The 23,378-nt window shown below is 71.0% G+C and carries 20 protein-coding genes and 1 pseudogene; 12 read left to right on the top strand and 9 right to left on the bottom strand.

From position 1 onward, the window contains the following. Positions 1-280 precede the first annotated feature (280 nt). From ABR737_RS19360 to ABR737_RS19350, 3 genes are all read right to left on the bottom strand, one after another. Positions 281-1,357: an ABC-2 membrane transporter-related protein gene (locus ABR737_RS19360; RefSeq protein WP_350251421.1), complete on the bottom strand. Its 1,077-nt coding sequence runs from the start codon at positions 1,355-1,357 to the stop codon at positions 281-283. Then, a complete protein-coding gene (locus tag ABR737_RS19355; protein ID WP_350251420.1) occupies positions 1,354-2,283 on the bottom strand; it encodes an ABC transporter ATP-binding protein in 930 nt (309 codons plus the stop codon). Before ABR737_RS19355 ends, ABR737_RS19360 begins: the two co-directional genes overlap by 4 nt. A 133-nt stretch (positions 2,284-2,416) precedes the next feature. Further along, positions 2,417-2,905 carry a GNAT family N-acetyltransferase gene (locus tag ABR737_RS19350; protein ID WP_350251419.1) on the bottom strand — a complete coding sequence of 163 codons (489 nt, stop codon included), beginning with the start codon at positions 2,903-2,905 and terminating at the stop codon, positions 2,417-2,419. 134 nt (positions 2,906-3,039) lie between these two features. On the opposite strand from ABR737_RS19350, the gene ABR737_RS19345 reads away from it, so the two are divergent. From ABR737_RS19345 to ABR737_RS19335, 3 genes and pseudogenes are all read left to right on the top strand, one after another. Beyond that, a complete protein-coding gene (locus tag ABR737_RS19345) occupies positions 3,040-3,843 on the top strand; it encodes an exodeoxyribonuclease III (RefSeq protein WP_350251418.1) in 804 nt (267 codons plus the stop codon). Between the two features lie 179 nt (positions 3,844-4,022). Next, a complete protein-coding gene (locus ABR737_RS19340; RefSeq protein WP_350251417.1) occupies positions 4,023-4,406 on the top strand; it encodes a DUF6879 family protein in 384 nt (127 codons plus the stop codon). Between the two features lie 3 nt (positions 4,407-4,409). Continuing rightward, positions 4,410-5,259 (top strand): annotated as a pseudogene (locus ABR737_RS19335) (helix-turn-helix domain-containing protein). 485 nt (positions 5,260-5,744) lie between these two features. Here the strand turns inward: ABR737_RS19335 and ABR737_RS19330 are convergent. Next, positions 5,745-6,257, bottom strand: coding sequence for a stress protein (locus tag ABR737_RS19330; RefSeq protein ID WP_350251416.1), 513 nt, complete (start codon positions 6,255-6,257; stop codon positions 5,745-5,747). A gap of 369 nt (positions 6,258-6,626) precedes the next feature. On the opposite strand from ABR737_RS19330, the gene ABR737_RS19325 reads away from it, so the two are divergent. After that, the gene (locus ABR737_RS19325; RefSeq protein ID WP_350251414.1) at positions 6,627-8,642 is read left to right on the top strand and encodes an AfsR/SARP family transcriptional regulator; all 2,016 of its coding nucleotides are present in this window, start codon (positions 6,627-6,629) and stop codon (positions 8,640-8,642) included. A 61-nt stretch (positions 8,643-8,703) separates the two neighbouring features. Here the strand turns inward: ABR737_RS19325 and ABR737_RS19320 are convergent, their stop codons facing one another. Next, positions 8,704-9,546, bottom strand: a complete 843-nt coding sequence (locus tag ABR737_RS19320) for a MerR family transcriptional regulator (RefSeq protein WP_502964345.1) — start codon at positions 9,544-9,546, stop codon at positions 8,704-8,706. Between the two features lie 210 nt (positions 9,547-9,756). Between ABR737_RS19320 and ABR737_RS19315 the strand changes: the two genes are divergently transcribed. The 4 genes from ABR737_RS19315 to ABR737_RS19300 all read left to right on the top strand — a co-directional run bounded on the left by ABR737_RS19315 (position 9,757) and on the right by ABR737_RS19300 (position 13,697). Beyond that, positions 9,757-11,289, top strand: a complete 1,533-nt coding sequence (locus ABR737_RS19315) for a flavin-containing monooxygenase (protein WP_350251413.1) — start codon at positions 9,757-9,759, stop codon at positions 11,287-11,289. After that, on the top strand, positions 11,286-12,317 hold the full coding sequence (locus tag ABR737_RS19310; protein WP_350251411.1) for an alpha/beta fold hydrolase: 1,032 nt from the start codon (positions 11,286-11,288) through the stop codon (positions 12,315-12,317). The genes ABR737_RS19315 and ABR737_RS19310 overlap by 4 nt, the downstream gene beginning before the upstream one ends. After that, on the top strand, positions 12,314-13,225 hold the full coding sequence (locus ABR737_RS19305; RefSeq protein ID WP_350251410.1) for an SDR family oxidoreductase: 912 nt from the start codon (positions 12,314-12,316) through the stop codon (positions 13,223-13,225). The genes ABR737_RS19310 and ABR737_RS19305 overlap by 4 nt, the downstream gene beginning before the upstream one ends. Before the next feature lie 214 nt (positions 13,226-13,439). After that, positions 13,440-13,697 carry a hypothetical protein gene (locus tag ABR737_RS19300; protein WP_350251409.1) on the top strand — a complete coding sequence of 86 codons (258 nt, stop codon included), beginning with the start codon at positions 13,440-13,442 and terminating at the stop codon, positions 13,695-13,697. 248 nt (positions 13,698-13,945) lie between these two features. On the opposite strand, the gene ABR737_RS19295 is transcribed toward ABR737_RS19300, so the two are convergent. The 4 genes from ABR737_RS19295 to ABR737_RS19280 all read right to left on the bottom strand — a co-directional run bounded on the left by ABR737_RS19295 (position 13,946) and on the right by ABR737_RS19280 (position 18,971). Then, entirely contained in the window at positions 13,946-17,317 is a 3,372-nt protein-coding gene (locus ABR737_RS19295) for a S41 family peptidase (RefSeq protein WP_350256845.1), read from the bottom strand. A 323-nt stretch (positions 17,318-17,640) separates the two neighbouring features. Continuing rightward, on the bottom strand, positions 17,641-17,850 hold the full coding sequence (locus tag ABR737_RS19290) for a DUF397 domain-containing protein (protein ID WP_350251408.1): 210 nt from the start codon (positions 17,848-17,850) through the stop codon (positions 17,641-17,643). Next, the gene (locus ABR737_RS19285) at positions 17,843-18,076 is read right to left on the bottom strand and encodes a DUF397 domain-containing protein (RefSeq protein ID WP_350251407.1); all 234 of its coding nucleotides are present in this window, start codon (positions 18,074-18,076) and stop codon (positions 17,843-17,845) included. The genes ABR737_RS19290 and ABR737_RS19285 overlap by 8 nt, the downstream gene beginning before the upstream one ends. Beyond that, positions 18,069-18,971, bottom strand: coding sequence for a helix-turn-helix domain-containing protein (locus tag ABR737_RS19280; RefSeq protein ID WP_350251406.1), 903 nt, complete (start codon positions 18,969-18,971; stop codon positions 18,069-18,071). The genes ABR737_RS19285 and ABR737_RS19280 overlap by 8 nt, the downstream gene beginning before the upstream one ends. A 183-nt stretch (positions 18,972-19,154) precedes the next feature. On the opposite strand from ABR737_RS19280, the gene ABR737_RS19275 reads away from it, so the two are divergent. The 4 genes from ABR737_RS19275 to ABR737_RS19260 all read left to right on the top strand — a co-directional run bounded on the left by ABR737_RS19275 (position 19,155) and on the right by ABR737_RS19260 (position 23,300). Then, a complete protein-coding gene (locus ABR737_RS19275; protein ID WP_350251405.1) occupies positions 19,155-19,463 on the top strand; it encodes a hypothetical protein in 309 nt (102 codons plus the stop codon). Then, positions 19,460-20,116, top strand: coding sequence for an ATP-binding protein (locus ABR737_RS19270; RefSeq protein ID WP_350251404.1), 657 nt, complete (start codon positions 19,460-19,462; stop codon positions 20,114-20,116). Before ABR737_RS19275 ends, ABR737_RS19270 begins: the two co-directional genes overlap by 4 nt. A gap of 145 nt (positions 20,117-20,261) precedes the next feature. Then, positions 20,262-20,837: a TetR/AcrR family transcriptional regulator gene (locus tag ABR737_RS19265; RefSeq protein ID WP_350251403.1), complete on the top strand. Its 576-nt coding sequence runs from the start codon at positions 20,262-20,264 to the stop codon at positions 20,835-20,837. 138 nt (positions 20,838-20,975) lie between these two features. Continuing rightward, a complete protein-coding gene (locus ABR737_RS19260; protein ID WP_350251402.1) occupies positions 20,976-23,300 on the top strand; it encodes an MMPL family transporter in 2,325 nt (774 codons plus the stop codon). Positions 23,301-23,378 lie beyond the last annotated feature (78 nt).

Here is a 23,378-nt window from a genome sequence, read left to right as displayed (position 1 = left end):
GGGCCGGTCGTGCCGGGTGTCAAAGCGCCGCCCGGGGCGTGGCCTGTACGCGCGGAACCTGCGAAACCCACGGGTCCCGTGGAACCTGCGAAACCCACGGGCCCCGTGGAACCCACGGAATCCGCAGAACCCACGGAATCCGCAGAACCCACGGAATCCGCAGAACCCACGGAATCCGCAGAACCCACGGAATCCGCAGAACCCACGGAATCCGCAGAACCCACGGAATCCGCAGAACCCACGGGCCGCCACCCGCCGCGTCCCTGGCGCGCCGTGCCGTTCAGAGCGGCCGCCGGTGTGCCCGCCATACGACGAGCGCGAGGATCACGGCTGCCAGCGCCAGCAGAATCCCCGCGCCCAGCCACTGCATCCCCGCCATCTGTCCGTAGTCGAAGTACTGGGTCACCCGGTTGACGATGCCCAGCTTGGCCCGGCAGGCCCCGGTGTCGCCGGTGGTGCAGGTGCCGAAGCCGTAGAGCTTGCCGTCCGCGGTGGACACCCAGTCGTCGATCCGTACGGAGGCGGCAGGCAGCGACGGGCCGTCGCCGTTGAACGGGTAGCTGACGCTGCGCAGCGTGCCGAGGAGCGGGCGCACCTTCTCGTCCCAGATCACGCCGGCGGCCACGGCGAGGACGGCGGTGGCCGCCATCGCCGCCGTCACCCGCTTGATCAGCACGCCGAGGGCGATACCGCAGGAGGTCAGGAACAGGGCCGTGGCCACCGGCACCGGTCCGGTGGTGTCGAAGGCGCCGCTCTCCAGCCAGTCGCCGTCGGAGACCAGCGCGTGGGCCGGGGACCACAGCCAGGTGAAGGCGGCCGACAGCAGGGTGGTGCACAGTACGATGAGGGCCAGCGGCAGGCCGAGCGTGGCGGCGATCCAGCGGCCGCGGCTCGCGGACTGGGTGGTGACCAGCTTGAGGGTGCCGTGCTCCTGCTCGCCCGCGATCAGCGGTGCGCCGAGGAACATGCCGGCGAGGACGGGCAGGAGCTGCAGCACCTGGATGTCGCGGCTGAAGGTCGTGCCGAAGGTGTTCTGGAAGGCCGTGGACACCTGGCTCCCGGCGGCCGCCGAGGCGCCCTTGGCGTGCAGGAAGTCCATCAGGCCGATGCGCTGGTAGGCGAAGGCCGCACAGCCCGCGACGGTGATCAGCAGTCCGGTACGCAGCAGCGCGCGGTGCCGGCGCCAGACCAGCCAGGGCAGGCCGTGCAGCAGTTCGCGGCGGTTCGCGGCCGCGGGGGCGAGGCCGCGGTCCGTGTCCGTGTCCGTGTCGGTGTCGGTGTCAGTGCCCGTATCCGCGCCCGTGTCCGCGCCCGCGTCCGTCCCGCCCGGTGTGACGGCGGTGCCGGTCCGGCTCACGCGGCGGCCTCGTGCGGTCCGCCGGTGCGCGCCTCGTCCGCGATCAGGGTGGGCGCGTCGGGCGAGCGCAGGTAGGCCAGCAGGACCTCCTCCAGGCTCGGTGCCAGCGAATCCCAGCTGTCGGAGAGCGGGCCGTGCGGCCGGACGAGGGCGCTGAACTGCCGCCCGCTGACCCGGGATTCGACCACGGTGTGCTGCCGGCGCAGTTCCTCGGGCACCCCGCCGTCGTCACCGGCCACGCCCGTCACCAGCAGGTGTGCGGGCACCAGTTCCTCGGTCTGGCCGGCCATCCGCAGCCGGCCCTCGGCGAGCACCAGGAGGTAGTCACACATGACCTCCATCTCGGCGAGCATGTGGGACGACATCAGGACCGTGGTGCCGTGCTCGGCGGCCTCGGCCATCAGCAGCCCCGACAGTTCGTGCCGGGCCAGCGGATCGAGGTCGGACATCGGCTCGTCGAGCAGCAGCAGCTCGGGCCGCTTGCCGAAGGCGAGGGCGAAGGCGACGCGGGTGCGCTGGCCGCCGGAGAGGGTGCCGATCCGGGCGCTGAGCGGCACCTTCCCGGACCGTACGATCCGCTCGGCCACTGCCTGGTCCCAGCGCGGGTTCAGCTCACGGCCCAGGCGCAGGGTCTCGGCCACGGTGAAGCGCGGGTAGAGCGGCTTGTCCTGCGCGAGGAAGGCGACCCGCTGCAGGGCGGCAGGGTCGGAGACCGGGACACCGAACAGCTTCAGGGTCCCGGTGGTCGGCTGGATCAGCCGGGTCACGGTGCCCAGGAACGTGCTCTTGCCCGCGCCGTTCGGTCCGACCAGTGCGCAGATGTGGCCGGCGGGAAGCCGGAAGGAGCAGTCCCGCAGCGCCCAGCCACGGCGGTACTTCTTCCCCAGTCCTTCGGCCTCGATGGCCCATGGGCTCGGGTCGCTCACCTGGATCCCCCCTTTAGCTAGTTGATTAGTGGAATGAGTATGAGGAGCGGCCCGGACGCCTGTCAACAACAGTCAGGACCCGCCCGTGCGGACGCGCGGGCGGGGAGGCCGGCATGCGTCGGCCCGGTGTCCCTCAGACGCGCTCCACCAGCGATTTCGTCATGCACCGGCTGTCCTCGTAGGTCCGGTACAGCCCGAACTTCTTCTCGGCCGTCACATAGCCGCTGGAGGCGTACAGCTCCAGTGCCTCGGGCTGCTTGGTACCGGTCTCCAGCACCATCCGGGAGCGCCCCGCAGCCCGCGCGTCCGCTTCTAGGGCGGCCAGGATCCGCCGGGCCAGCCCCCGCCCGCGCGCCTCCTGGAGCACGAACATCCGCTTGATCTCGGCGTCGCCGATCTCGTACCCCTCCGCCGCGTCCTCCTGCAGCCGCCATCCGCCGGTGGCCAGCGGGCGGGTGCCGTCGTACGCGATCAGATACGTGCCGCGCGGCGGGGTGAACATCTCCGGGGCGAGCGGGGTGACGTCGCCGTCGTCGCCGTAGCGCCGGGCGTACTCCTGCTGCACCAGCGCATCGAGGGTGACCGCGTCGGGGTGGTCATAGCGGACGGGGCGTATCTCCATTCCAGAAATCGTACGGGTGAACGGGCGCCCGGCGCGATGAGGTCCGGGGGTGGGTATCGTGCCGGGATGCTCACCGCGACCACCGTCAGTGTGTGGGGCAGCCTCCTCCCGCCTGCGAAACCAAGGAGCATGTTGTGCTCACCGTGACCACCGTGAATGTGAACGGGCTGCGCGCCGCGGCCAAGAAGGGCTTCGTCCCGTGGCTGGCGGGGACCGCGGCCGATGTGCTCTGCCTGCAGGAGGTGCGGGCCGAGACCGCTCAGCTCCCGGAGGAGGTGCGGGAGCCCGCGGGGTGGCACACCGTGCACGCCCCCGCGGCGGCCAAGGGCCGGGCCGGGGTCTCGCTCTACACGCGGCGGGAGCCGGAGCGGGTCCGGGTGGGTTTCGGGTCGGCGGAATTCGACGACAGCGGGCGGTACGTCGAGGCGGACCTGCCCGGTGTGACCGTCGCCAGCCTCTACCTGCCCTCCGGCGAGGTCGGCACCGAGCGGCAGGATGAGAAGGAGCGCTTCCTGGCGGAGTTCCTGCCCTACCTCACAGACCTGCGCAAGCGGGCCGCGGCGGACGGCCGTGAGGTCGTGGTGTGCGGCGACTGGAACATCGCCCACCAGGAGGCCGACCTGAAGAACTGGAAGGCCAACCGGAAGAAGGCCGGCTTCCTCCCGGAGGAGCGCGCCTGGCTGACCGATGTCCTCGACGAGACCCGCGGCGGCTATGTGGACGTCGTCCGCGGCCTCCACCCGGACACCGCGGGCCCGTACTCCTGGTGGTCCTACAGGGGCCGCGCCTTCGACAACGACGCGGGATGGCGCATCGACTACGCCATGGCCACGCCCGGCCTGGCGCGACGCGCGGTCAAGGCGTACGTGGAGCGCGCGGCCGGCCATGACCAGCGGTGGTCGGATCATGCGCCGGTGACGGTCGTCTTCGACCTGTAGGGGCAGCACGAAGCCCCGCCCGGCTGTCATGCCCGCCATCGCCGGACGGGGCCGCATGGCTGCTTCGGCTATTCCGGCTGCTTTGCCTGTGCGCTTCTATGCGCCCTTGACGGCCCTCCCCGGAGGGGTGATTGTCGTGCAATCGGGCGCAAATGTGTCGACCCAGGGAGAGGTCAGGCATGAGGCTGCGATTCCTCGGGATCATTCCGAACACGCCGGACATCGATTCGCCAACGATCTGGCTGGACGAGGACAGCGGAGATCTGCTGATCCAGTCGTACAAGGCAACGGACAAGTACGAGTACGACGTGACGTTCCCCAACGTGGCAGCGGGAGAGCTGATCCGGTGGCTGCCCCGACGCAAGAGCGCGGACATTCCGCTACCCGGCACTGACTTGTGGATGTTCGACAGGTCGGCCGTGCTCTTCACCTATTTCTCAGGTGTCGGCGAAGTGGTCGACCGGGAGTGGCGAACTGAACCCGCCGTTGTGAAGTTGGTGAGTTCGGCCTTCGAGGCCGTGTGGGAGCGGGCCATCCCGCACGAGGAGTACAAGCCCCTCTGACCCATGCCCGTCTCGTCATCGTCCAGTGCCCAGGCAGCCCGGCAGGCACTGGCAGATCGTCTCCGCGAGATCTGCCGGGATGCCGGCCTGGAAGGCAAACAGCTGGCTGCGGCATGCGGGTGGCACCCGTCCAGGGCGTCCCGTATCGCCACCGCCAAGACCTCACCGTCCGCTGACGACATCCTGGCTTGGTGCCGGGCGTGCGGCACGGAGGACCAGGCGCAGGACCTCATCGTCTCTCTCCGGACTGCCGAGAGCACGTGGTTGCAGTGGCATCGCATGGAGCGCACCGGCCTGCGACGGGCGCAAGAGTCCGTCCTGCCGGTGTATGAGCGAACCCGTTGGTTCCGCTGCTACTCGCCACACTTCGTTCCCGGGCTGATCCAAACCTTCGGATACACCGAAGACGTGCTGCGCGCAGTTCAGCGAAGGCGGGTAGTGATCGATGACGTGGCCGATGCCGTCGCTGCCCGGATGGACCGCCAGAGGGTCCTGTATGAGGGACAGAAGCGATTCGCGTTCCTGATGGAAGAGGCCGGCCTTGACCAATGCGCTGGGCACCGCGCATACGCAGATCGAGCAGCTCGAACACCTGCTGACGGCCAGCGCGCTGCCCAACGTGAGTATCGGCGTGGTCCCGACCGGGCTCGGCCGGACTCGTATGCCGGTCGAGGGCTTCTCCATCTTCGACAAGGCGCAAGCGAACGTAGAGCTGGTGTCCGGCTACCTCACCGTGACACAGCCCAGCGAAGTGGCTATGTATGCCGCCGCGTTCTCCACTATGGCGGACATGGCCGTCTATGGCGCCAAAGCTCGTGGGCTGATCACATCGGCCATGGCCTCGTTGAGGTGATTGCCCCGCAATCGCGTGCAATCGGCTGTGAGTTGGGCCGCGCGGGTTCCTGGCGTTGTCGTCATCGAGAGGACACGCGAGGCGAACGGCGGAGGGGCCATGACCAGCCCGATGCGGGACAGCCAACCACCTGTGGAACTGCCGCTGGACGAGTGGCTGTTGGATGGCGTGCCGATCCCGGGCTGCAAGGTATGCACTGCGCTGAACCTCCAGCGAAGCCAGGCGCGGCACCAAGGACTGGTGGGCACGACTCGGCGGAACCCTTGATCCGCGCTCGAGACTCCCGCCCCGGCGGCGGAAACCCTGGACAGGTAAGCGCCGGGACGGGTGACCCAACCGCAGAGGTATCCCCCTGCGGGCCACAGGCCATGCCAGCCGACCGGGCCGGCCGGGCGAACGGAACGCCTTCATGCAGCAGGAACGGCCCACCGGAGTGCGGCGGGCCGTTTGCGGTGCGGAGGCGGGCCGGTGGTCCGGCCAGGGGCTCAGGAAATGCGGGAGAACTTCACGTAGCCGCCGTTGTCGGGGCGCTCCCAGACGCCGCGGAAGGCCCAGTTGATGTAACCGCCGTCGCCCTGGTTCGTGAACTCGCCGTCCTCGAAGATCCAGATGCCGTAGACGACGCCGTCGTAGGTGGCCGAGCCGTACTGCTTCACGCCGTTCAGCTTGTCGTCGTACGGCTGGCTGAGGTTGTGGACCATGACGTTGTAGTGCTGGCCGCTCTCGTAGAACGCGGACTCCATCAGGTTCTTGACGAAGCCTTCGCGGTTCTGGGCGGTCTTGATCGAGGCTTCGATCTTGTTGGCGATGCCGAGGACGTCGACGTTGAAGTTCAGGTTCGCGTTGGCGCCGACGCTGACCGGCGACTCGCCCGCCGCGGCGGCGGGAGCGGCCGGGGCGGCCGATGCCGTCGCCGGGAAGGCGACGGCCGTGCCGCTCAGTGCTGCGCACAGCGCCGCCGCCGCAAGGCCCTTCTTCACAACGTTCTTGGTAACCATGGTTCTCCTCCAGGTGTACGGATGGCAGTCCTCTCCGATCCCCGATGCGGGTATCGGGGACCGGAGAGCCGGCCAGGGCAGCGGCTAGGGGATTGCCGCTGCGACCGGCACAGGAAGGATGTTTCGCGGCCCCGCTCATGAACCGCTCACATTGTGATCACGCACTTCGCAGATGGTCCGCACACTTCACTGACTTTCCGTCAGTCCGCTTTCTCCGTCCACATAGTGAAAGCGGTGAGGGAAACGGAACCCCGCCTTCCCGCCGGTGGTCTTTGCTGGCAAAAGGGCGGTTTGCTGTGCGCGCATCGGCGGGACGAACTCGAGGGCACAATGGTTGAGTTGCGGCTACTGGGGCCGGTTGAAATCGAAGTGAACAACGGGCGACTGCTGAGCCTGGGAGCGGGCCGATTGCGCACCGTGGCCGCGATTCTGATCAGCGAGGTCAATCGCGTGATCCCGGTGGGGAGGCTCATCGACCTGGCGTGGGATGCGGACCCGCCGACCAGAGCGAGAGGCGTGGTCCACAACCATGTGCACCGCTTGCGGCAGTTGCTGGCCGGCCAGGCCGAAATCGCCACCCGGGGCCAGGGGTATGTGCTGATCGCCGACCCGTGGGCGGTGGATGTCAACCGGTTCCGGGAGCTGGTGTCCGATGCCCGTGAGGCCGAGCCGTGGACGGCCGTCGCGCAGCTGCGCCAGGCGCTCGGTCTGTGGCGTGGTGAGGCGCTGGCGGATGTGCCCGGCGACCGGGTCAGACGGACGCTGGGTGTGGGCCTGGCCCAGGCGAGGGTGGCGGCGCTGCAGGAACTCGGCGGCAGGCTGCTGCTGCTCGGCCGGTACGGGGAGCTGGTCACGGAGTTGACCGCCTACCTCGCGGAGCATCCGCTGCACGAGGAGCTGACCGCTCTGCTGATGCGTGCGCTGCAGGCGAGCGGCAGACAGGCCGAGGCCCTCGGCCACTACCACCGGACCAGACGGCACCTGAAGAACCAGCTCGGCATCGATCCCGGCCCGGCCCTCAATGAGACGTACCTGGCGGTGCTCGACGGGAAGCCGGCAGCCGTGGCGCACTTCGCCGACCGGCCCGTTGCCGGCTCCCGTTCCGCCGTGCCGCACCTCATCGATCGTCCCCCGGCCGCTCCCCGTTCCGCCGTGCCGTACGACGCGGACCGCCCGCCGCCTTCCGTCGGGCGACGTCCGTCCGCCGCGCCGCCCTACGCCGCGCAACGTCCGTCCGCCGCGCCGACTTACGCCGCGCAACACCCTTCCGCCGCACCGCTTTACGCCGCGCAAAACCCTTCCGTGACGCCACCTCTCATTGCCCAACTCCCGCCCGTCATCGCCGACTTCTGCGGCCGTACGAGGGAGGGCGCCGCGCTGGACGAGCACCTGGACCGGGTTCCTGGCCCGGGCTGTGTGGTGCTCGCCGGCGCGGGCGGGGCCGGCAAGACCACCCTGGCGGTGCACTGGGCGCACCGGCTCAAGGCCGAGTTCCCCGACGGCCAGCTCTTCATCGACCTCCGGGGCTTCGAGCGTCCCCCGATGCGGCCGGGCACCGTGCTGGGGAGGTTCCTGCAGGCGCTGGGGGTGCCGGACGCGCAGATCCCCGACTCCGAGACGGAGCGCTCGGCGCTCTACCGTTCGCTGCTCGCCGGGCGGCGGATGCTCGTGGTGCTGGACAACGCCGGGACGGCCGAGCAGGTGCGTCCCCTCCTGCCCGCGACGCCGGGCGCACTGGCCGTGGTGACCAGCCGGAGGCGGCTGAGCGGGCTGATGATCCGTGACGGTGCGGCGCTGGTCACGGTGGGCCCCCTGCCCGCGGACGACGCCCTGGAGCTACTGGGCACCGCGCTGGGGCGGCAGCGCATCGCGGCGGAGGAAGCCGCCGCGAGGGAACTCGTCGAGCGGTGCGACCGGCTGCCGCTGGCGCTGCGGATCGCCGCCGCCCGGCTGATGGCACACGTCGGCTGGTCGCTGGCGGACTGGACGAAGAAGCTGGCCGACGAGCGGCACCGGCTGTGCGAGCTGTCCGCGGCCGATCCGGACCTGTCCATGGAGGCGGGTCTGTCGCTCAGCTACCGCGCACTGTCGAGCGGTGCGGCCCGGCTGTTCCGGCTCCTCGGGCTCGTCCCCGGCCCGGACGTGGAGGTCCATGCGGCCGCCGCGCTGGCCGGACACGACCTGCAGCGCACCCGGCGTCAGCTCGCCGAGCTGTGTGAGGCGCACCTCCTCGAAGAGCAGGCCGGGGGCCACTTCGCGCGGACCGAGCTGGTGCGCATCTACGCCGGGAAGCTCGTCGCGACCGAGGAGCCGCCGGCCTACCGGGACCTCGCCCTGCGGCGCCTGTCCGACCATGCGGCCGGGCTCCGGTTGTGGCCCGGGTGAGTCGTGGCGGCAAGGGCCTGTTCGATGCCTGACCGAGCCGCGACCACCCGCCCGCCCGGGCTCACTCCCCGTCCTGCCCTTGCCCGTTCCCCCGTTCCCCGCCCTGCTCCTGCCCCTGTTCCCGCAGCCAGGTGGCCAGTTCCGCCCGGACCCGGCGGTCCACGGCCATGGAGAGTTCGGCCTCGACCACGCCCTTGGTGAGCGGGCGGAACTTGTCGACGGTCTCGGCGATGCGGTCGACCTCGTCGGGGCCGGGGGACTCGCCCGTGGAGGTGCGGGAGAGGACGTCGGAGAGGACGTGGGTGCGGATGAGGGTGGTGAAGATGTCGGCGAGGGCGTCGGCGTGGGCGCGCACCTGGCGGCCGGCTTCGAGGACGTCGGCCAACGGGATGCCCTTGCCCACGAGTTCGGTGGAGGCATCCAGCAGGCGGCGGCTGATGTGGACGAACTCGTCGCCGTCGACGGCGAGGTAGCCGATGTCCAGGGACGTGGTGAGGTTTTCGGGGGTGATGTCCTCGCTGAAGTGGTCGGCGAGTTCTTCGGGGGTGAGGCGGACGGGTGTCTCCTCGGACCAGGGCGCCACCAGGGTGTGGTCCAGTCCCAGCAGTTCGCGCACATCGCGGCCGGTGTCGAAGGCCGAGAGGAGTTCCGCGATGCCGCCCAGGGTGTGGCCGCGCTCCAGGAGGGCGCCGATGGTGCGCAGGCGGGCGAGGTGGTGCTCGTTGTACCAGGCGATCCGGCCCTCGCGGCGCGGCGGCGGGATGAGCTTGCGCTCGCGGTAGAAGCGCAGCGTACGGACCGTGATGCCGGCTTCCTCCGCCAGGTCGGCCATGCGCATTTCGCGCGCCGGGGGGTGTGCTGCCGCTTCCGTGCGCGCGTCCTCGGAGTTCTCGTTCGCTGCCACGGACTCAGCCTATGCCCGGGGGCGTGGCACGGGACCGGGGCGACAACCAGCGGTAACTTCCTGCCGTCCGCCCCCTACCGCTCGGTACGCGGCTGCCCTACGCTCCAACTGTGCCAGTGATTGCTGGCGCGATGGGGCGGGCGGCTGTGGCGCCGGACCTCACGGCACCGAAGATGGCAGTGAAGTACGTCGAACTCGGGAGGCGGCGCAATGGCCGAGCGCGAGCGCAGGCATGTGCGGGTTGCGGTGATCGGATCGGGGTTCGGGGGTCTCGGCGCGGCGGTCCGGCTGCGGCGCCAGGGGATCACCGACTTCGTCATCCTGGAACGGGCCGGTGCGGTGGGCGGCACCTGGCGGGACAACAGCTATCCCGGATGCGCCTGCGATGTGCCCTCGCATCTGTACTCCTTCTCCTTCGCGCCCAACCCGGAGTGGCCGCGGAACTTCTCCGGGCAGCCGCACATCCGCGCCTACCTGGAGCGGGTCGCCGACACCTTCGGACTGCGTCCGCACCTCCGCCTCAACTCGGAGGTGCACAGCCTGCGCTGGGACACGGAGGCGCTGCACTGGGAGGTGGAGACGGCCGGCGGACCGCTGACCGCGGATGTGGTGGTCTCGGCGACCGGGCCGCTGTCGGACCCCAAGGTCCCCGACGTACCGGGGCTGGACACCTTCCCCGGCAAGGTCTCGCACTCCGCCCGCTGGGACCACGACTACGACGTGCGGGGCAAGCGCGTCGCCATGATCGGTACGGGGGCCTCGGCGATCCAGATCGTGCCCGCGATCCAGCCGGACGTGGAACGCCTCACGCTCTTCCAGCGCACCCCGCCCTGGGTGCTGCCGCGCGCCGACCGCAAGATCAGCGCGGCCGAGCAGTGGCTGCACACCAAGGTGCCCGCGACCCGGGCCGCACGCCGCGGGCTGCTCTGGGGCATCAGGGAACTGCAGGTCAGCGCCTTTACCAAGCGCCCCAACGAGCTGGGGCTGGTCGAGCTCCTGGCCCGGAACCATATGAAGAAGGCCGTCAAGGACCCGGTGCTGCGGGCCGCGCTGACCCCCGACTACCGCATCGGCTGCAAGCGGATCCTGCTCTCCAACACGTACTACCCGGCCCTGGCGCAGCCCAATGTGGACGTGGTCGCCGCGGGGCTGAAGGAGGTGCGCGGCAGCACCCTGGTGGGGGCCGACGGGAGCGAGGTGGAGGCCGACGCGATCGTCTTCGGCACCGGGTTCCATGTGACGGACCTGCCGATCGCCGAGCGGGTGACCGGCGCCCACGGGACGACGCTGGCCGAGGAGTGGAAGGGCGGCATGGAGGCGCTGCGCGGCACCAGCGCGGCCGGCTTCCCCAACTTCCTCACCGTCATCGGGCCCAACACCGGCCTCGGGAACAGCTCGATGATCCTGATGATCGAGGCGCAGCTGAACTACCTGGCCGACTTCATGCGCCAGCTGGACCTCCTCGGCGGAAAGATCGCCCTCGATGCCCGGCCCTCCGCCGTCAGGGCGTGGAACCACACGCTTCAGCAGCGGATGGCGCGCACGGTGTGGAACACCGGCGGCTGCAACAGCTGGTATCTGGACGCGAACGGCCGCAACACCACCGTCTGGCCGGGGACGACCGGGGAGTTCAAGAAGGTCACCCGGCAGGTCGACCTCGCGGAGTACGAGGTGCTGCGGCCACCGGCCGGCCGGCCCGGGGACCGGACCGCCGCCGGCGCGCGCACGGAGGTGGCCGCATGAGCCGCCGGCCCGGACACGTCACCACCGGCCCGTACGCGCCGCCGGTGCCCCGTACGACGCTGACCGTCACCTCGGCCGACGGCGCCCGGCTCTACGCCGAGGTCCACGGCCCCGAGGACGCCCCGGCCGTCGTCCTGGCGCACGGCTGGACCTGCTCGACCGCCTTCTGGGCGCCGGTCGTCCGCGACCTGGCCCCCGAGTACAAGGTCGTCGTCTACGACCAGCGCGGCCACGGCCGCAGCCCCGCCGCCGGTCCGGCCGGCCACGGCACCCATGCGCTCGCCGACGACCTGGTGGCCGTACTGGAAGCCACCCTGCGGCCGGACGAACGCGCCGTGGTGGGCGGCCACTCCATGGGCGGTATGACGATCATGGCCGCCGCCGGACGGCCGCAGCTGCGCGAGCGGGCCGCCGCCGCGCTGCTGTGCAGCACCGGAATGGCCGATCTGCCCGCCGAATCAAGGGTGTTCCCGCTGCGCAGCCCGCAGGGGCGGCGCCGTGCGCACCGGCTGATGCTGCACTCCCGGGCGCCGCTCGGCCCCGTATCGCCGCTCGCCAAGCGCGCCCTGCAGTACGCCACCATGGGCCCCAGCGCCACCCCCGGGCAGATCGAGGCCTGTGCGCGCATCGTGCACGCCTGCCCGCCCGGGGTCCGGGCCCGCTGGGGCAAGGTGCTCTCCGGGCTCGAACTGACCGGTGGCGTCGGCCGGCTGGAGCTGCCGACCGCGATCATCGCGGGCACCGCCGACCGGCTCACCCCGCTCGTGCACGCCCGTCGGCTGGCCTCCGTCCTCCCCGACTGCCTCGGTCTCACGGAGCTGCCGGGCCTCGGGCACATGACACCGATCGAGGACCCCGGTGCGGTCGCCGGGCGGCTGCGCGAACTCGTCAAGGACCATCTGCGGACGGCGGGGGCCGGGGCCGAGGCCGGGACCGTGGCCGGGCACGGCACCGGCGCCGAGGCCGGGGAGTCCGCGGCCGCCGAAGTCCCCCGCTCCGCAGGGCAGAAGAAGGAGAAGACGGTATGAGGGCGAGCGCGAGCAGGAGCCGGAGCGGGAGCAGGGCCCGGAGCCTGGAAGGCCAGGTCGTCGTCGTCACCGGCGCGGCCCGTGGGGTCGGTGCGCTGCTGGCCCGCAAGCTGTCGGCGCGCGGGGCGACGCTGGCGCTGGTCGGTCTGGAGCCGGACGAACTGCGGGGCGTCGCGGCCTCGCTGCACGGTCCGGCGCACCACTGGCACGCCGACGTCACCGACCACGAGGCGATGGCCAGGATCGCGGGCGAGGTCAAGGACCGCTTCGGGAAGGTCGATGTGGTCGTCGCCAACGCCGGGGTGGCGACCGGCGGCCCGTTCGCCGACTCCGACCCGGACTCCTGGCGGCGGGTCATCGAGGTGAACCTCATCGGCGGCGCGGTCACCAGCCGCGCCTTCCTCCCCGCCCTCATGGCGTCCCGCGGCTACTTCCTGCAGATCGCCTCGCTCGCCGCGATCACCCCGGCGCCGATGATGACCGCCTACTGCGCCTCCAAGTCGGGCGTCGAGGCCTTCGCGCACAGCCTGCGCGCCGAGGTCGGCTACAAGGGCGTACGGGTCGGGGTCGGCTATCTGAGCTGGACCGACACCGACATGGTGCGCGGCGCCGACCAGGACGAGGTGATGCGCGAGCTGCGCTCCCGGCTGCCGTGGCCGTCGAACAAGACCTATCCGCCGGACCCCGCCGTCGACCGGATCGTCGTGGGCATCGAGCGCCGTTCCGCGCACGTCTACGGGCAGTGGTGGCTGCGCGGGATGCAGTCGGTCCGCGGGTATCTGCCCTCGCTCATCGGGTCGGTGGGCCAGCGGGAGATGCGGCGGTTCGGGGACCGGCTGGACGGCATGCGGGTCGGCCTGGTGGGCGCCGGCGGCGAGGCGGACGAGAAGGCGCGGGCGGACCGGTGACCCGGGTGGCGAACGGCCTGGGAGAAGGCCCCGAGCTGCACCGGAGCCGCCCCTGAGCGGCCGGTCGGTGCCTGCTGTGTGCCGGGTGAGTGCCTGGCGGGCAACCCGCGCGCATCACGGAGCGTAGTCATCCGTGATCGAAATGCGAGCAATGTCCGGGCGTGTCACGCTGAACGGGGCCCAACCCCCCTACACCCCACTAGGAGTGAACAGCATGGGCATCAAGGACCAGTTCCAGGACAAGGCCAACGAGCTCAAGAACCAGGCGCAGAACGCCCGGAGCGACGCTCGCGAGCAGGGTCACGAGCGCGGCGGTCAGCGCCAGGACCGTGAGCACGGCGGTCAGCGCCAGGACCAGGAGCGTGGCGGTCAGCGTCAGGGCGGCCAGGAGAAGCCGCGTGAGCGTGGCCAGCAGGGCGGCCGCCCCGCCCAGGACGCGATGGACGCCGCCGAGGGCCGCTTCGAGAGCTGACACGGCTCGTCCTGAACTTCACGCGCGGCGGCGTACGCGTCATGCGTGAAGGGGCGCACCCGGTCGACCGGGTGCGCCCCACCGCGTTGTCAGCCGGCGGTCAGCCGGCGACCTTGAGCAGGCACCCGTAAAGGGTGGATGGCCAGTTCCTCAGTTTGCGGCCGCTCTGGCGCTCTGCCGTGGCACGCCCCTGCTGCGGCGGCCTGCCCCTACCGTCGCGACCTGGCCCGGTCCGGCCGACGGCCGGCTCAGGCCCCCGCCGCCTCCGCCGCGCCCCCGCTCCGGGGCGGCAACGGCGGCCGCCGCCGGTCCGGCGCGTCCGACAGGTCCGGAGGGGTCGACGCCGGATGCCGCTCCAGCAGCTCCAGCACCGTGCGCACCGCTACGCCCAGCTGCGGATGCCGGCCCTCGGCCCAGTGCAGCGGGGAGCGCAGCGCCTCGATGTCGACCTCGACGCCATGGTTCTCCACGCCCCAGCCGTAGAGCCGGAACCATGCGGCATTCATCGGGACGGTGATCGCGGTGCCGTCGGCGAGCCGGTGCCGGCCGGTCATCCCGACCACCCCGCCCCAGGTCCGCATGCCGACCACCGGGCCGATGCCCAGGAGCTTGAAGGCCGCGGTGATCATGTCGCCGTCGGACGAGGTCATCTCGTCGGCGACCGCCACCACCGGACCGCGCGGGGCGTTGCTGGTGTACGAGACGGGCTCGGCGTCGCGGGTCAGATCCCAGCCCATGATGGTGCGGGTCAGCTTCTCGATCACCAGCTCGGAGATATTGCCGCCCGCGTTGCCCCGAACGTCCACGATCAGCGCGGGCCGGGAGACCTCCATCCGCAGATCGCGGTTGAACTGCGCCCAGCCCGAGCCGCCCATGTCGGGGATGTGCAGATAGCCGCACCGGTCGCCGCTCAACTCCCTTACCACGGCGCGGCGTTTGGCCACCCAGTCCTGGTAGCGCAGCGGCCGTTCGTCGACCAGCGGGACCACCGCGACCCGGCGGGGCGGGCCCTCGCCCTCCGGCGGGGAGAAGGTGAGCTCCACGGTGGTGCCGCCGGCCGCGGCCAGCAGCGGATACGGGCCGGTCACCGGGTCCACCCCGCGGCCGTCGACATGGGTGAGCGCCGCGCCCTCACGGATGCCCGTACCGGCCAGCGGAGAGCGGGCCTTGGAGTCCGAGGACTCGCCGGGCAGGATCCGGGTGACCACCCAATGGCCGTCGCGGCACACCAGGTTGGCGCCGAGCAGGCCCATGGCGCGCTGGTAGTGCGGCGGCCCCTCGTTGCGCCGGGCGCCGACGACATAGGCGTGCGAGGTGCCCAGTTCGCCCATCACCTCGCGCAGCAGATCGGCGAACTCGTCCGGGGAGGCGACCCGTTCGAGCAGCGGCCGGTACTGGGCGAGCACCGCGTCCCAGTCGAGGCCGCACATCTGCGGGTCCCAGAAGTAGGTCCGGGTGATCCGGCCCGCCTCGTCGAACGCCTGGTGCCACTCCGCCACCGGATCGACGTCGTGCAGGATGCGCCGCAGGTCCAGGAAGACCGTCGAGTCGCTGTCCGGCGGCTCGGTCGCGGGCACCGCGCGCAGGTCGCCCTCGTCGTTGACGACCAGCCGTGTGCCGTCGCCGCTGAGCGCGAACCCGTCCAGCGAGCTGCTGAGTTCGGTGCGCCGCGCCTTGGTCAGATCGAAGTGTTCGAGGGTGGGCCGGCCCGAGGTGTCGGCCGGGTTGGCGAAGGTCTCGCCCAGCGCGCCGGAGATCGGCCAGCGCAGCCAGACCAGCCCGCCGCCGCTGACCGGCTCCAGGGAGGAGTACTTGGACGCGGCCACCGGGAACGGGGTGACGCGGTTCTCCAGCCCCTCCACCTCCACCAGCACCGGCCCCTCGCCGGACGGCGGCGGAATCTCGTCCGGGTCCAGACCGCCCGCAGCGGGCCGGCCCTCCGGGGACAGCGCGAACGGGGAGGGGGTCGCCGACGACAGCGGTACGAGGTACGGGCGGCAGCCCAGCGGGAACGACAGGTCGCCGGTGTGCACGTCGTAGACCGGGTCGAAGCCGCGCCAGGACAGGAACGCCAGATAGCGGCCGTCGCGGGTGAACACCGGCTGCTCGTCCTCGAACCGGCCGTTGGTGACGTCCACGATGTGCCGGTCGGACAGCCGGGCCATCTTGATCTGCCGCAGCGTCCGGCCGATGCCGGGGTGCGACCAGGTCAGCCAGCGGGAGTCCGGCGAGAACGCCAGATCGCGCACCGGGCCGTTGGTGGAGCGGATCAGCTCGGTGACGCGGGCGCCGCCGGCGGCCGCCCCCTCCGCCGACCGGTCCTCCTCTCCCGCCCCTTCCCCGGACTCTCCTTCCCCGGCCTCCCCTTCCTCCGGCCGGGACACATCCACCAGCAGCAGCCTGCCGTCATGGGAGGCCACCGCCAGCCGCTCCCCGTCCGGTGCGGAGCTCATCTCGTGGACCCGGCCCAGCTCACCGGCGGCCAGCCGGCGCGGTTCGCCCGGGGCGCCGGCCCGCGGCAGGTTGGTGATCTCGATCGCGTCCTCGCCCTCGGCATCGGTGACGTACGCGATCCGGCCGGTGGAACCCAGCATCTCGGGGAGCCGGACCCGTACGCCCGGGGTGTCGTGGATCGTGCGGGCCGGACCGTCGCGGTGGGTGAGCCAGTACAGGCTGCCGCGTATGCCGACCGCGCTGGCCCGCCCGGTGGTGTCCACCGCGAGCCCGGTGACGTGCGAGGCGGCCGGTACCTGGTAGGTCCGCCGGCCGGCCCGCGGACCGCCCAGGCGTACGGCCAGCTTGCGCGGTACGGCCTGCGGGCTCAGATCGTCGATCAGCCAGAGGTCACCGGCGCACTGGTAGACGATCCGCGAGCCGTCGCTGGAGGCGTGCCGGGCGTAGAAGTCGGCGTGATCGGTGTGCCGGCGCAGGTCGGTGCTGTCGGGAAGGCAGGAGTAGACGTTGCCGATGCCCTCGTGGTCGGAGAGGAACGCGACCCGGCCGCCGACGAACATCACCGAGTCGAGGTGCCCGTACAGATCCGGCAGCAGCCGGGTGCCGTGCAGCCACATCCGGCCCATCGCACCGCCCCGGTAGCGCTTCCAGGAGGCGGGCTCGTGCGGCGGTTTGCCGCTCAGCAGCAGGGTGCGGCGCTCCCCTTCGACGTCGGCGACCGCGATATCGGAGACCGGCCCCCAGGGCAGCTTGCCGCCGGGGCTGCCGTCGGTGGGCACGCTGTAGGCCCACGAGTAGTACGAGAACGGCTGGCCGTGCGAGGAGACCGCGAGGACGTGCGCCTGTCCCTCGTGGTCGGGCGGTGTCCACCCGCAGACCCGGGCATCGGTGCTGCCCCAGTACGTCAGCCGCCGGGCCGGGCCGCCGTCGACCGGCGCGAGATGAACCTCCGGGTCGAGGCTGCGCCAGGTGGTGAAGGCGATGTGCGCGCCGTCGGGGGAGAAGCGGGGGTGGCCGACGCGGGTACGGTCCACGGTCAGCCGCCAGGCGCGCCCCGGCTCCTCGCCCTCCGGGGCGATCGGGGCGATCCACAGGTCGTCCTCGGCGGCGAAGCAGAGCAGATCGTCGTGCAGATGCGGATACCGCAGATACGCGCCGCCGGACACCCCCGGCACACCCGTGGCGGTCGGCTCCCGGCGCTGCCGCCCACGGGCCTTGTCCCGACGCAGCCGCCCGCGGGCCTTGGCGGGGTCCGACTCCGGGCGCGGCCCGACGTCCTCGGGTACATCGCTCACCCAACCATCGTTCCGGGACGGACGAGCGGGGGCAAGTCGGCCTGGTGGGTGGGCCTCGGGGGAGGGCGGCGGGGCCGGTGCCGGCTACGGCGCCACGTGGTCGGGCGCCGAGGCCGCGAACGCGCTCCGAGTGGCCCCCGCCCGACCCGTCTGCCTCCGTACTCAGCTCTCGCCGCACGTGGTGCCGATCCGGGTCAGCCGTTGCGCCGCACCTCGTTGACGAACGCGGTGAATGCTGCCGCCGGGAATGCCAGCGGGGGCCTGATCGGGTCCTTGGAGTCGCGGACGGCTACCAGCGTCCCGGCATATGCGATCTCCATGCATTCGTTGTTGGCGGCGCTGTGGCTGCTTTTGAACCAGGCGGAGGCCGGTATGTCGGTCCGGGACTGAGGGTGATCAGTCATGGGTTAGCTCCGGCGAGCCGTTGCGCCGCACCTCGCCGACGAACGCCGCGAACGCTGTGGCCGGGAATGCCAGCACGGGCCCGCCCGGGTTCTTGGAGTCGCGGATAGCGACCCGTGTCCCGGCAGGTGCGACCTCTAGGCATGCGTTGCCTTCGCCGCCGCTGTAGCTGCTCTTGAACCAAGTGGGAGCCGGTAGTTCTATGCCGGACAGTGGGCGATCAGCCATGAGGCAGCTCCTGTCGTACTTTGGCCAGCAGCCGCAACGACGCCGAGGTGTCGGCTGCTTGTGAGCGAAGATAGTCGAAGGTGAGCTTATAGCCGGAGACATCTTCGGCCTCGTCGAGATACAGCCCGCGTCGTCGCATCTCGATGTAGACCACGGCCATGGAGTTGAGCGGGTTTCGTTCGTCGTTCCTACCGAGGATGACGAAGTCGCCGGCTCCGGCTGCATGAGCTCCCGCTTTGAACGGCAAAATCTGGATCTCGACCGTAGGGCTCTGCGCCATCTCGTAGAGGTGGTCCAACTGCCGGGCCATCACATCTGAGTTGCCGACCGCCCGGCGAATAACGGCTTCATCCAACACCGCCCACACGTGCAGCGGCGGCTCCCGTCGAAGGATGCCCTGGCGCTGAATCCGGGCGTCCACCATCTGCTCGATCACATCGTTCGGGCTGCGCACCTCGCGCGCCTGATGGATGGCGAGGGCGTACTCCCGCGTCTGCAGCAGACCAGGGATGACGGTGTTGGCGCAGAGGTGCTCGTACTCGGCTTCGTGCTCGAAGGACACCAGCGGGTCCATCCATTCCGGCACCGCGCTGTTCCCGACCCACCAGCCGTCGGTCTGGGTCCGCGCGACTCGGACCAGGGCATCACGTTCGCTTACAGAGGCGTCACAGGCGTCGGCGATCGCTTTCACTGTGGCCCACCGGATCCTGGCACGGTCCTGCCACATCTCGTAACGGCTCACGGTCGCCTTGCTGACCCCGGCCCGCTCGGCGACCTGCGTTTGAGTCAAGCCGCATCGCTCGCGCAAGGAGATCAAGCCACGGGCGATCTGCATGCGCCCCGCCGGTCCTGTGAGTGTCGCGGTCATCCCCGCCTCTTCCTTCTCGCCCGCCATTCGCTGTCACGCTCAGCGACGGCCCAACACGGCGAGCGTACGCAGCTATTGGCCGGTACGGGCATCTCCGGGAGCTCGTCACTCACATTGGTGAACTCCATTCGCGAGTCGGCTATTCATTGGAATCCAATGGCAGTCTTCTTGCGATGTATCGATGCAGACTCTGCAAAGGGAGTTGAGGTCATGCACCGCCAATGCGCGCACGCCATCAACCGGCTGCGGTCCCTGGTTGCCCCACGTGGCCGCCATCGTGCCGGGGCGCTGAGCCGTCTTCCCCGTCCGGCCCGCGCTGCCCGGCCGGCATTCGTTGCGCTGACGTCCCGCCGCCCCGGCCCATACGCCACCGACACCCCGATCGACGGCCGGGCAACGGCCATGATCCGCCCCTATCTGCTCACCCGCGAGCAGCGGCAGGAGCGACGTCACCCGCGGCAGCTCCGCACCCTTCGGGGCACTGCATACGGCATGCGTGACGTGGAGGTGGCGCGGTGAACGTTGATGACGCTTCGCTTCGGCGGTTGCCCTGGGCCGGAGAGGGCGGCCGGCCCTGCTATCTGTCCACGGACGGCACCGGCCCGGTATCCCGTCTCGTCAACCGGCTGGAGGTAATGCGACCCGGCGCGGCAGGTGGGCCGCTCGACCAGACGCAGGACGTATTCGCCGGCTTCGGGCGGGACCCGGAACCTGAACTCGGCTCTCCGGACAGTCGGTTAACGGACGCCCTCTGGCGCGCGTTGACGCAGCCGTCCAACCCGCTGCAGGAGTTGGGCCTGCAGTCGCTCCCCGGTGGGGATCTTTCCTCCGCAGGCGCCGCCCGTCACTACGTGCGGACCATCGCCTGCTGGTGGGGTGTGGCCCCGGAGCAGGCGGAAGCGCTGGAATTGATCACCGGGGAGCTCGTCGGCAACGCGCTGAAGTACAGCGACAGTCGTCTCATCGCAGTCGTGCTCTCGCGTACCGCCCGGACCGCGTGCATCGGCGTGAGCGATGAGGGGCAGGGCTATGCGTCCGCGCCGGTCAGGCCGGGGCCTGAGCAGGACGGCGGGCGCGGGCTGCTGATCGTGGAGGCGCTGGCCGACCGCTGGGGGCGGCGGAAACTGGACGGCGGTTTCACCTTCTGGGCCGAGATGGCGATCAAGCACTGACGCCCCCCGGTGACGCAGGCCACTAGCGAAACGCTTCCGTTTCGATCGGTGGGGGCCTATCTTCGAAGTGTACGAAACCGTTTCGTTCGCAGTTGCCGTCGGTAAGGTGGCCGCGTGCGTACGGTCCGACCAGGAGGTAGGTGTCATGGGGCGCAGCCGGCTGACTCCCGAGCGGGAGGCCGAGCTCTTCAATGCGGTGCTCGATCTGCTGCGCGAGGTCGGCTATGACGCGCTGACCATGGACGCCGTCGCCGCCCGTACGCGCTCCAGCAAGGCCACCCTCTACCGCCAGTGGCAGGGCAAGCCGGAGCTCGTCGCCAGGGCGCTGCGGCACTGCAAGCCGGTCAGCACCGCGGACATCGACACCGGCAGCCTGCGCGGCGACTTCGCCGAGCTGGTGCGCCGGGCCGACGACGAGGGGCAGGTCGAGAAGGACGCGGCCCTGATGCGGGGGCTGGGGATGGCCATCCACGGCAACCCCGAGCTCCACGAGGCGCTGCGTGAAGTCCTCCTCGACCCCGAGATGACCGGGCTGAACGCGATGCTGCAGCGCGCCATCGACCGCGGTGAGATCGCGGCCGGGTGTCCCGCGCTGCAGTTCGCGCCGCACATGCTCGTCGGCGCCCTCATCGCCCAGCAGCTCATCGAGGACCGCTGCGCCGATGCCGCGTTCCTCTCCGCCTATCTCGACGCCGTGGTGTTCCCCGCCCTCGGCGTCTGATCCCGCCCGCCCCACTTCCCTTCACACTCCCCTTCATCCCAGCCCTCGTACCCGGCACGCCGCTCTCGTCGCCGGGGTGATGGCGCATGCCTCCGTACGCCCATGTACGCCCTTCATCCCACGGGAGCACCCGGTCTCATGGCCACTTTCCTCTACAAACTCGGCCGCTTCGCCTTCCGGCGGCGCCGCTTCGTCGCCCTGATATGGGTGGCCCTGCTGGCAGTTGCCGGCGTCGGGGCCGCCACCGCCGCCGCACCCGCCGCCGACTCCTTCTCGATCCCCGGCACCGAGGCCCAGCGCGCCTTCGACCTCCTCGACCAGCGCTTCCCCGGCACGAACGCCGACGGCGCCACGGCCCGGGTGGTCTTCCGGGCCCCCGCGGGCGAGACGATGAAGGACCCGGCGAACAAGGCGGCCGTCGAACGGACCGTCCACGCCCTGCAGTCGGGCTCCTCGCAGGTCGACCGGGTCACCGACCCGTACACCGCCAGGGCCCTCAGCAAGGACGGCCGCACCGCCTACGCCCAGGTCTCCTACAAGGTCACCGGTTTTGAACTGACCGACGCCTCCAAGGACGCCCTCGACGACGCGGCCAAGGACGGCCGGGACGCCGGACTGACCGTCGAGACCGGTGGCAACGCCCTGCAGGCCATGCCCGAGACCGGTGCGACCGAGGTCATCGGGATCGCGATCTCCGCGGTCGTCCTCGTCATCACCTTCGGTGCGCTGATCGCGGCCGGACTGCCGCTGCTGACCGCGCTGATCGGGGTCGGTATCGGTGTCTCCACCATCACCGCGCTGAGCAGCACGCTCGACCTCTCCAGCACCACCTCGACGCTGGCCACGATGATCGGCCTCGCCGTCGGCATCGACTACGCCCTGTTCATCGTCTCCCGCTACCGCGCCGAGATCACCGAGGGCCGTGAGCGCGAGGAGGCCGCCGGACGCGCGGTGGGTACCGCGGGCTCGGCGGTCGTCTTCGCGGGGCTGACCGTGGTGATCGCGCTGGTCGGCCTCACCGTCGTCAACATCCCGATGCTGACGAAGATGGGCCTGGCCGCGGCCGGCACCGTCGTCATCGCCGTATTGATCGCGCTCACCCTCATCCCGGCGCTGCTGGGCTTCGCGGGGGCGCGGGTGCTGCCCCGCAAGGCGCGTAAGGAGGCGCGTAAGTCGGAGAGCGTGAGTATCACCGAGCGGCCCAACATGGGGACCCGCTGGGCGCGCTTCGTGCTGCGGCGGCCGGTCTCCGTGCTTCTTGCGGGCGTGGTCGGCCTCGGCGTCGTCGCGATCCCCGCGGCCTCGCTGGAACTGGGCCTGCCGGACGACGGATCGCAGCCCACCCACACCACCCAGCGCAAGGCGTACGACCTGCTGTCGGACGGCTTCGGCCCGGGTTTCAACGGCCCGCTGATGTTGGTCGTCGACGGGCGCGGCGCGCACGCCGGGCAGACCGCCAAGTCCGCTGCCGGGCGGGTCGCCAAGGAGGTCGGCAAGCTGGACGACGTCGCCGTCGTCACCCCGCCCGCCTTCAACAAGGCCGGCGACACCGCGATGCTGAACGTCATCCCGAAGTCGAAGCCCAGCAGCGTCGAAACCGAGGATCTGGTGCACGACATCCGGTCCACGGCGAACGGCATCGCCCGCGACACCGGTTCGAAGACCCTGGTCACCGGCACCACCGCGATGAATGTCGATGTCTCGCAGAAGCTGAATGACGCGCTGGTGCCCTATCTGGCGCTGGTCGTCGGCCTGGCCTTCCTGCTGCTGATGGTGGTCTTCCGCTCGGTGCTCGTCCCGCTCAAGGCGGCTCTGGGCTTCCTGCTCTCGGTGGTGGCGGCGCTCGGTGCGGTCGTCGCGGTCTTCCAATGGGGCTGGCTGGCCGACGTGTTCGGGGTCGAGCAGACCGGCCCGATCATGAGCATGATGCCGATCTTCATGGTGGGCGTGGTCTTCGGCCTGGCGATGGACTACGAGGTCTTCCTCGTCACGCGGATGCGTGAGGCCTTCGTTCACGGTGAGCGTCCCGGCGAGGCCGTGGTCACCGGCTTCCGGCACGGCGCGCGCGTGGTCACCGCCGCCGCGGTCATCATGATCAGCGTCTTCGCCGGCTTCATCGGCTCCTCCGACTCGATGATCAAGATGATCGGCTTCGGCCTCGCCATCGCCGTCTTCTTCGATGCCTTCCTCGTCCGGATGGCTCTCGTCCCCGCGGTCCTGGCGCTGCTGGGCCGCTCCGCCTGGTGGCTCCCGCGGTGGCTGCAGAGGCTGCTGCCGAACGTGGATGTCGAGGGGGAGGGGCTGCGTACGCAGCTCGGCGGCAGCGCCAGCGGCACTGAGACCGGCGGTGGTTCCGGCACCGGCACCGGTGGTGGTTCCGGCACCGGCGTCAGCGGTGGTTCCGGCACCGGTACCGCCGAGGGGCCGGACGAGAGCGCCGCGCGCGAAGCGGTGCGCACCTGACGGGCCGCGTCTGACGGGCCGCGTCTGACGGGCCGTGCCGGGCCGGTGCGTAGCGCGCGGCCCGGCACGGCCCTCCGC

The organism is Streptomyces sp. Edi2 (genome assembly GCF_040253635.1).
Classification (GTDB): Bacteria; Actinomycetota; Actinomycetes; order Streptomycetales; family Streptomycetaceae; genus Streptomyces.
The sequence above is the reverse complement of the archived record's forward strand: the minus strand, read 5'-3'. Positions and strand labels throughout refer to the sequence as shown.

Excerpts from the sequence above, each read along its gene's own strand:
- ABR737_RS19350 (WP_350251419.1), bottom strand. The coding sequence starts at position 2,905 with ATGGAGATACGCCCCGTCCGCTATGACCACCCCGACGCGGTCACCCTC.
- ABR737_RS19340 (WP_350251417.1), top strand. The coding sequence starts at position 4,023 with ATGAGGCTGCGATTCCTCGGGATCATTCCGAACACGCCGGACATCGAT.
- ABR737_RS19330 (WP_350251416.1), bottom strand. The coding sequence starts at position 6,257 with ATGGTTACCAAGAACGTTGTGAAGAAGGGCCTTGCGGCGGCGGCGCTG.
- ABR737_RS19315 (WP_350251413.1), top strand. The coding sequence starts at position 9,757 with ATGGCCGAGCGCGAGCGCAGGCATGTGCGGGTTGCGGTGATCGGATCG.
- ABR737_RS19310 (WP_350251411.1), top strand. The coding sequence starts at position 11,286 with ATGAGCCGCCGGCCCGGACACGTCACCACCGGCCCGTACGCGCCGCCG.
- ABR737_RS19305 (WP_350251410.1), top strand. The coding sequence starts at position 12,314 with ATGAGGGCGAGCGCGAGCAGGAGCCGGAGCGGGAGCAGGGCCCGGAGC.
- ABR737_RS19300 (WP_350251409.1), top strand. The coding sequence starts at position 13,440 with ATGGGCATCAAGGACCAGTTCCAGGACAAGGCCAACGAGCTCAAGAAC.
- ABR737_RS19290 (WP_350251408.1), bottom strand. The coding sequence starts at position 17,850 with ATGACTGATCACCCTCAGTCCCGGACCGACATACCGGCCTCCGCCTGG.
- ABR737_RS19285 (WP_350251407.1), bottom strand. The coding sequence starts at position 18,076 with ATGGCTGATCGCCCACTGTCCGGCATAGAACTACCGGCTCCCACTTGG.
- ABR737_RS19280 (WP_350251406.1), bottom strand. The coding sequence starts at position 18,971 with ATGGCGGGCGAGAAGGAAGAGGCGGGGATGACCGCGACACTCACAGGA.
- ABR737_RS19275 (WP_350251405.1), top strand. The coding sequence starts at position 19,155 with ATGCACCGCCAATGCGCGCACGCCATCAACCGGCTGCGGTCCCTGGTT.
- ABR737_RS19265 (WP_350251403.1), top strand. The coding sequence starts at position 20,262 with ATGGGGCGCAGCCGGCTGACTCCCGAGCGGGAGGCCGAGCTCTTCAAT.
- ABR737_RS19260 (WP_350251402.1), top strand. The coding sequence starts at position 20,976 with ATGGCCACTTTCCTCTACAAACTCGGCCGCTTCGCCTTCCGGCGGCGC.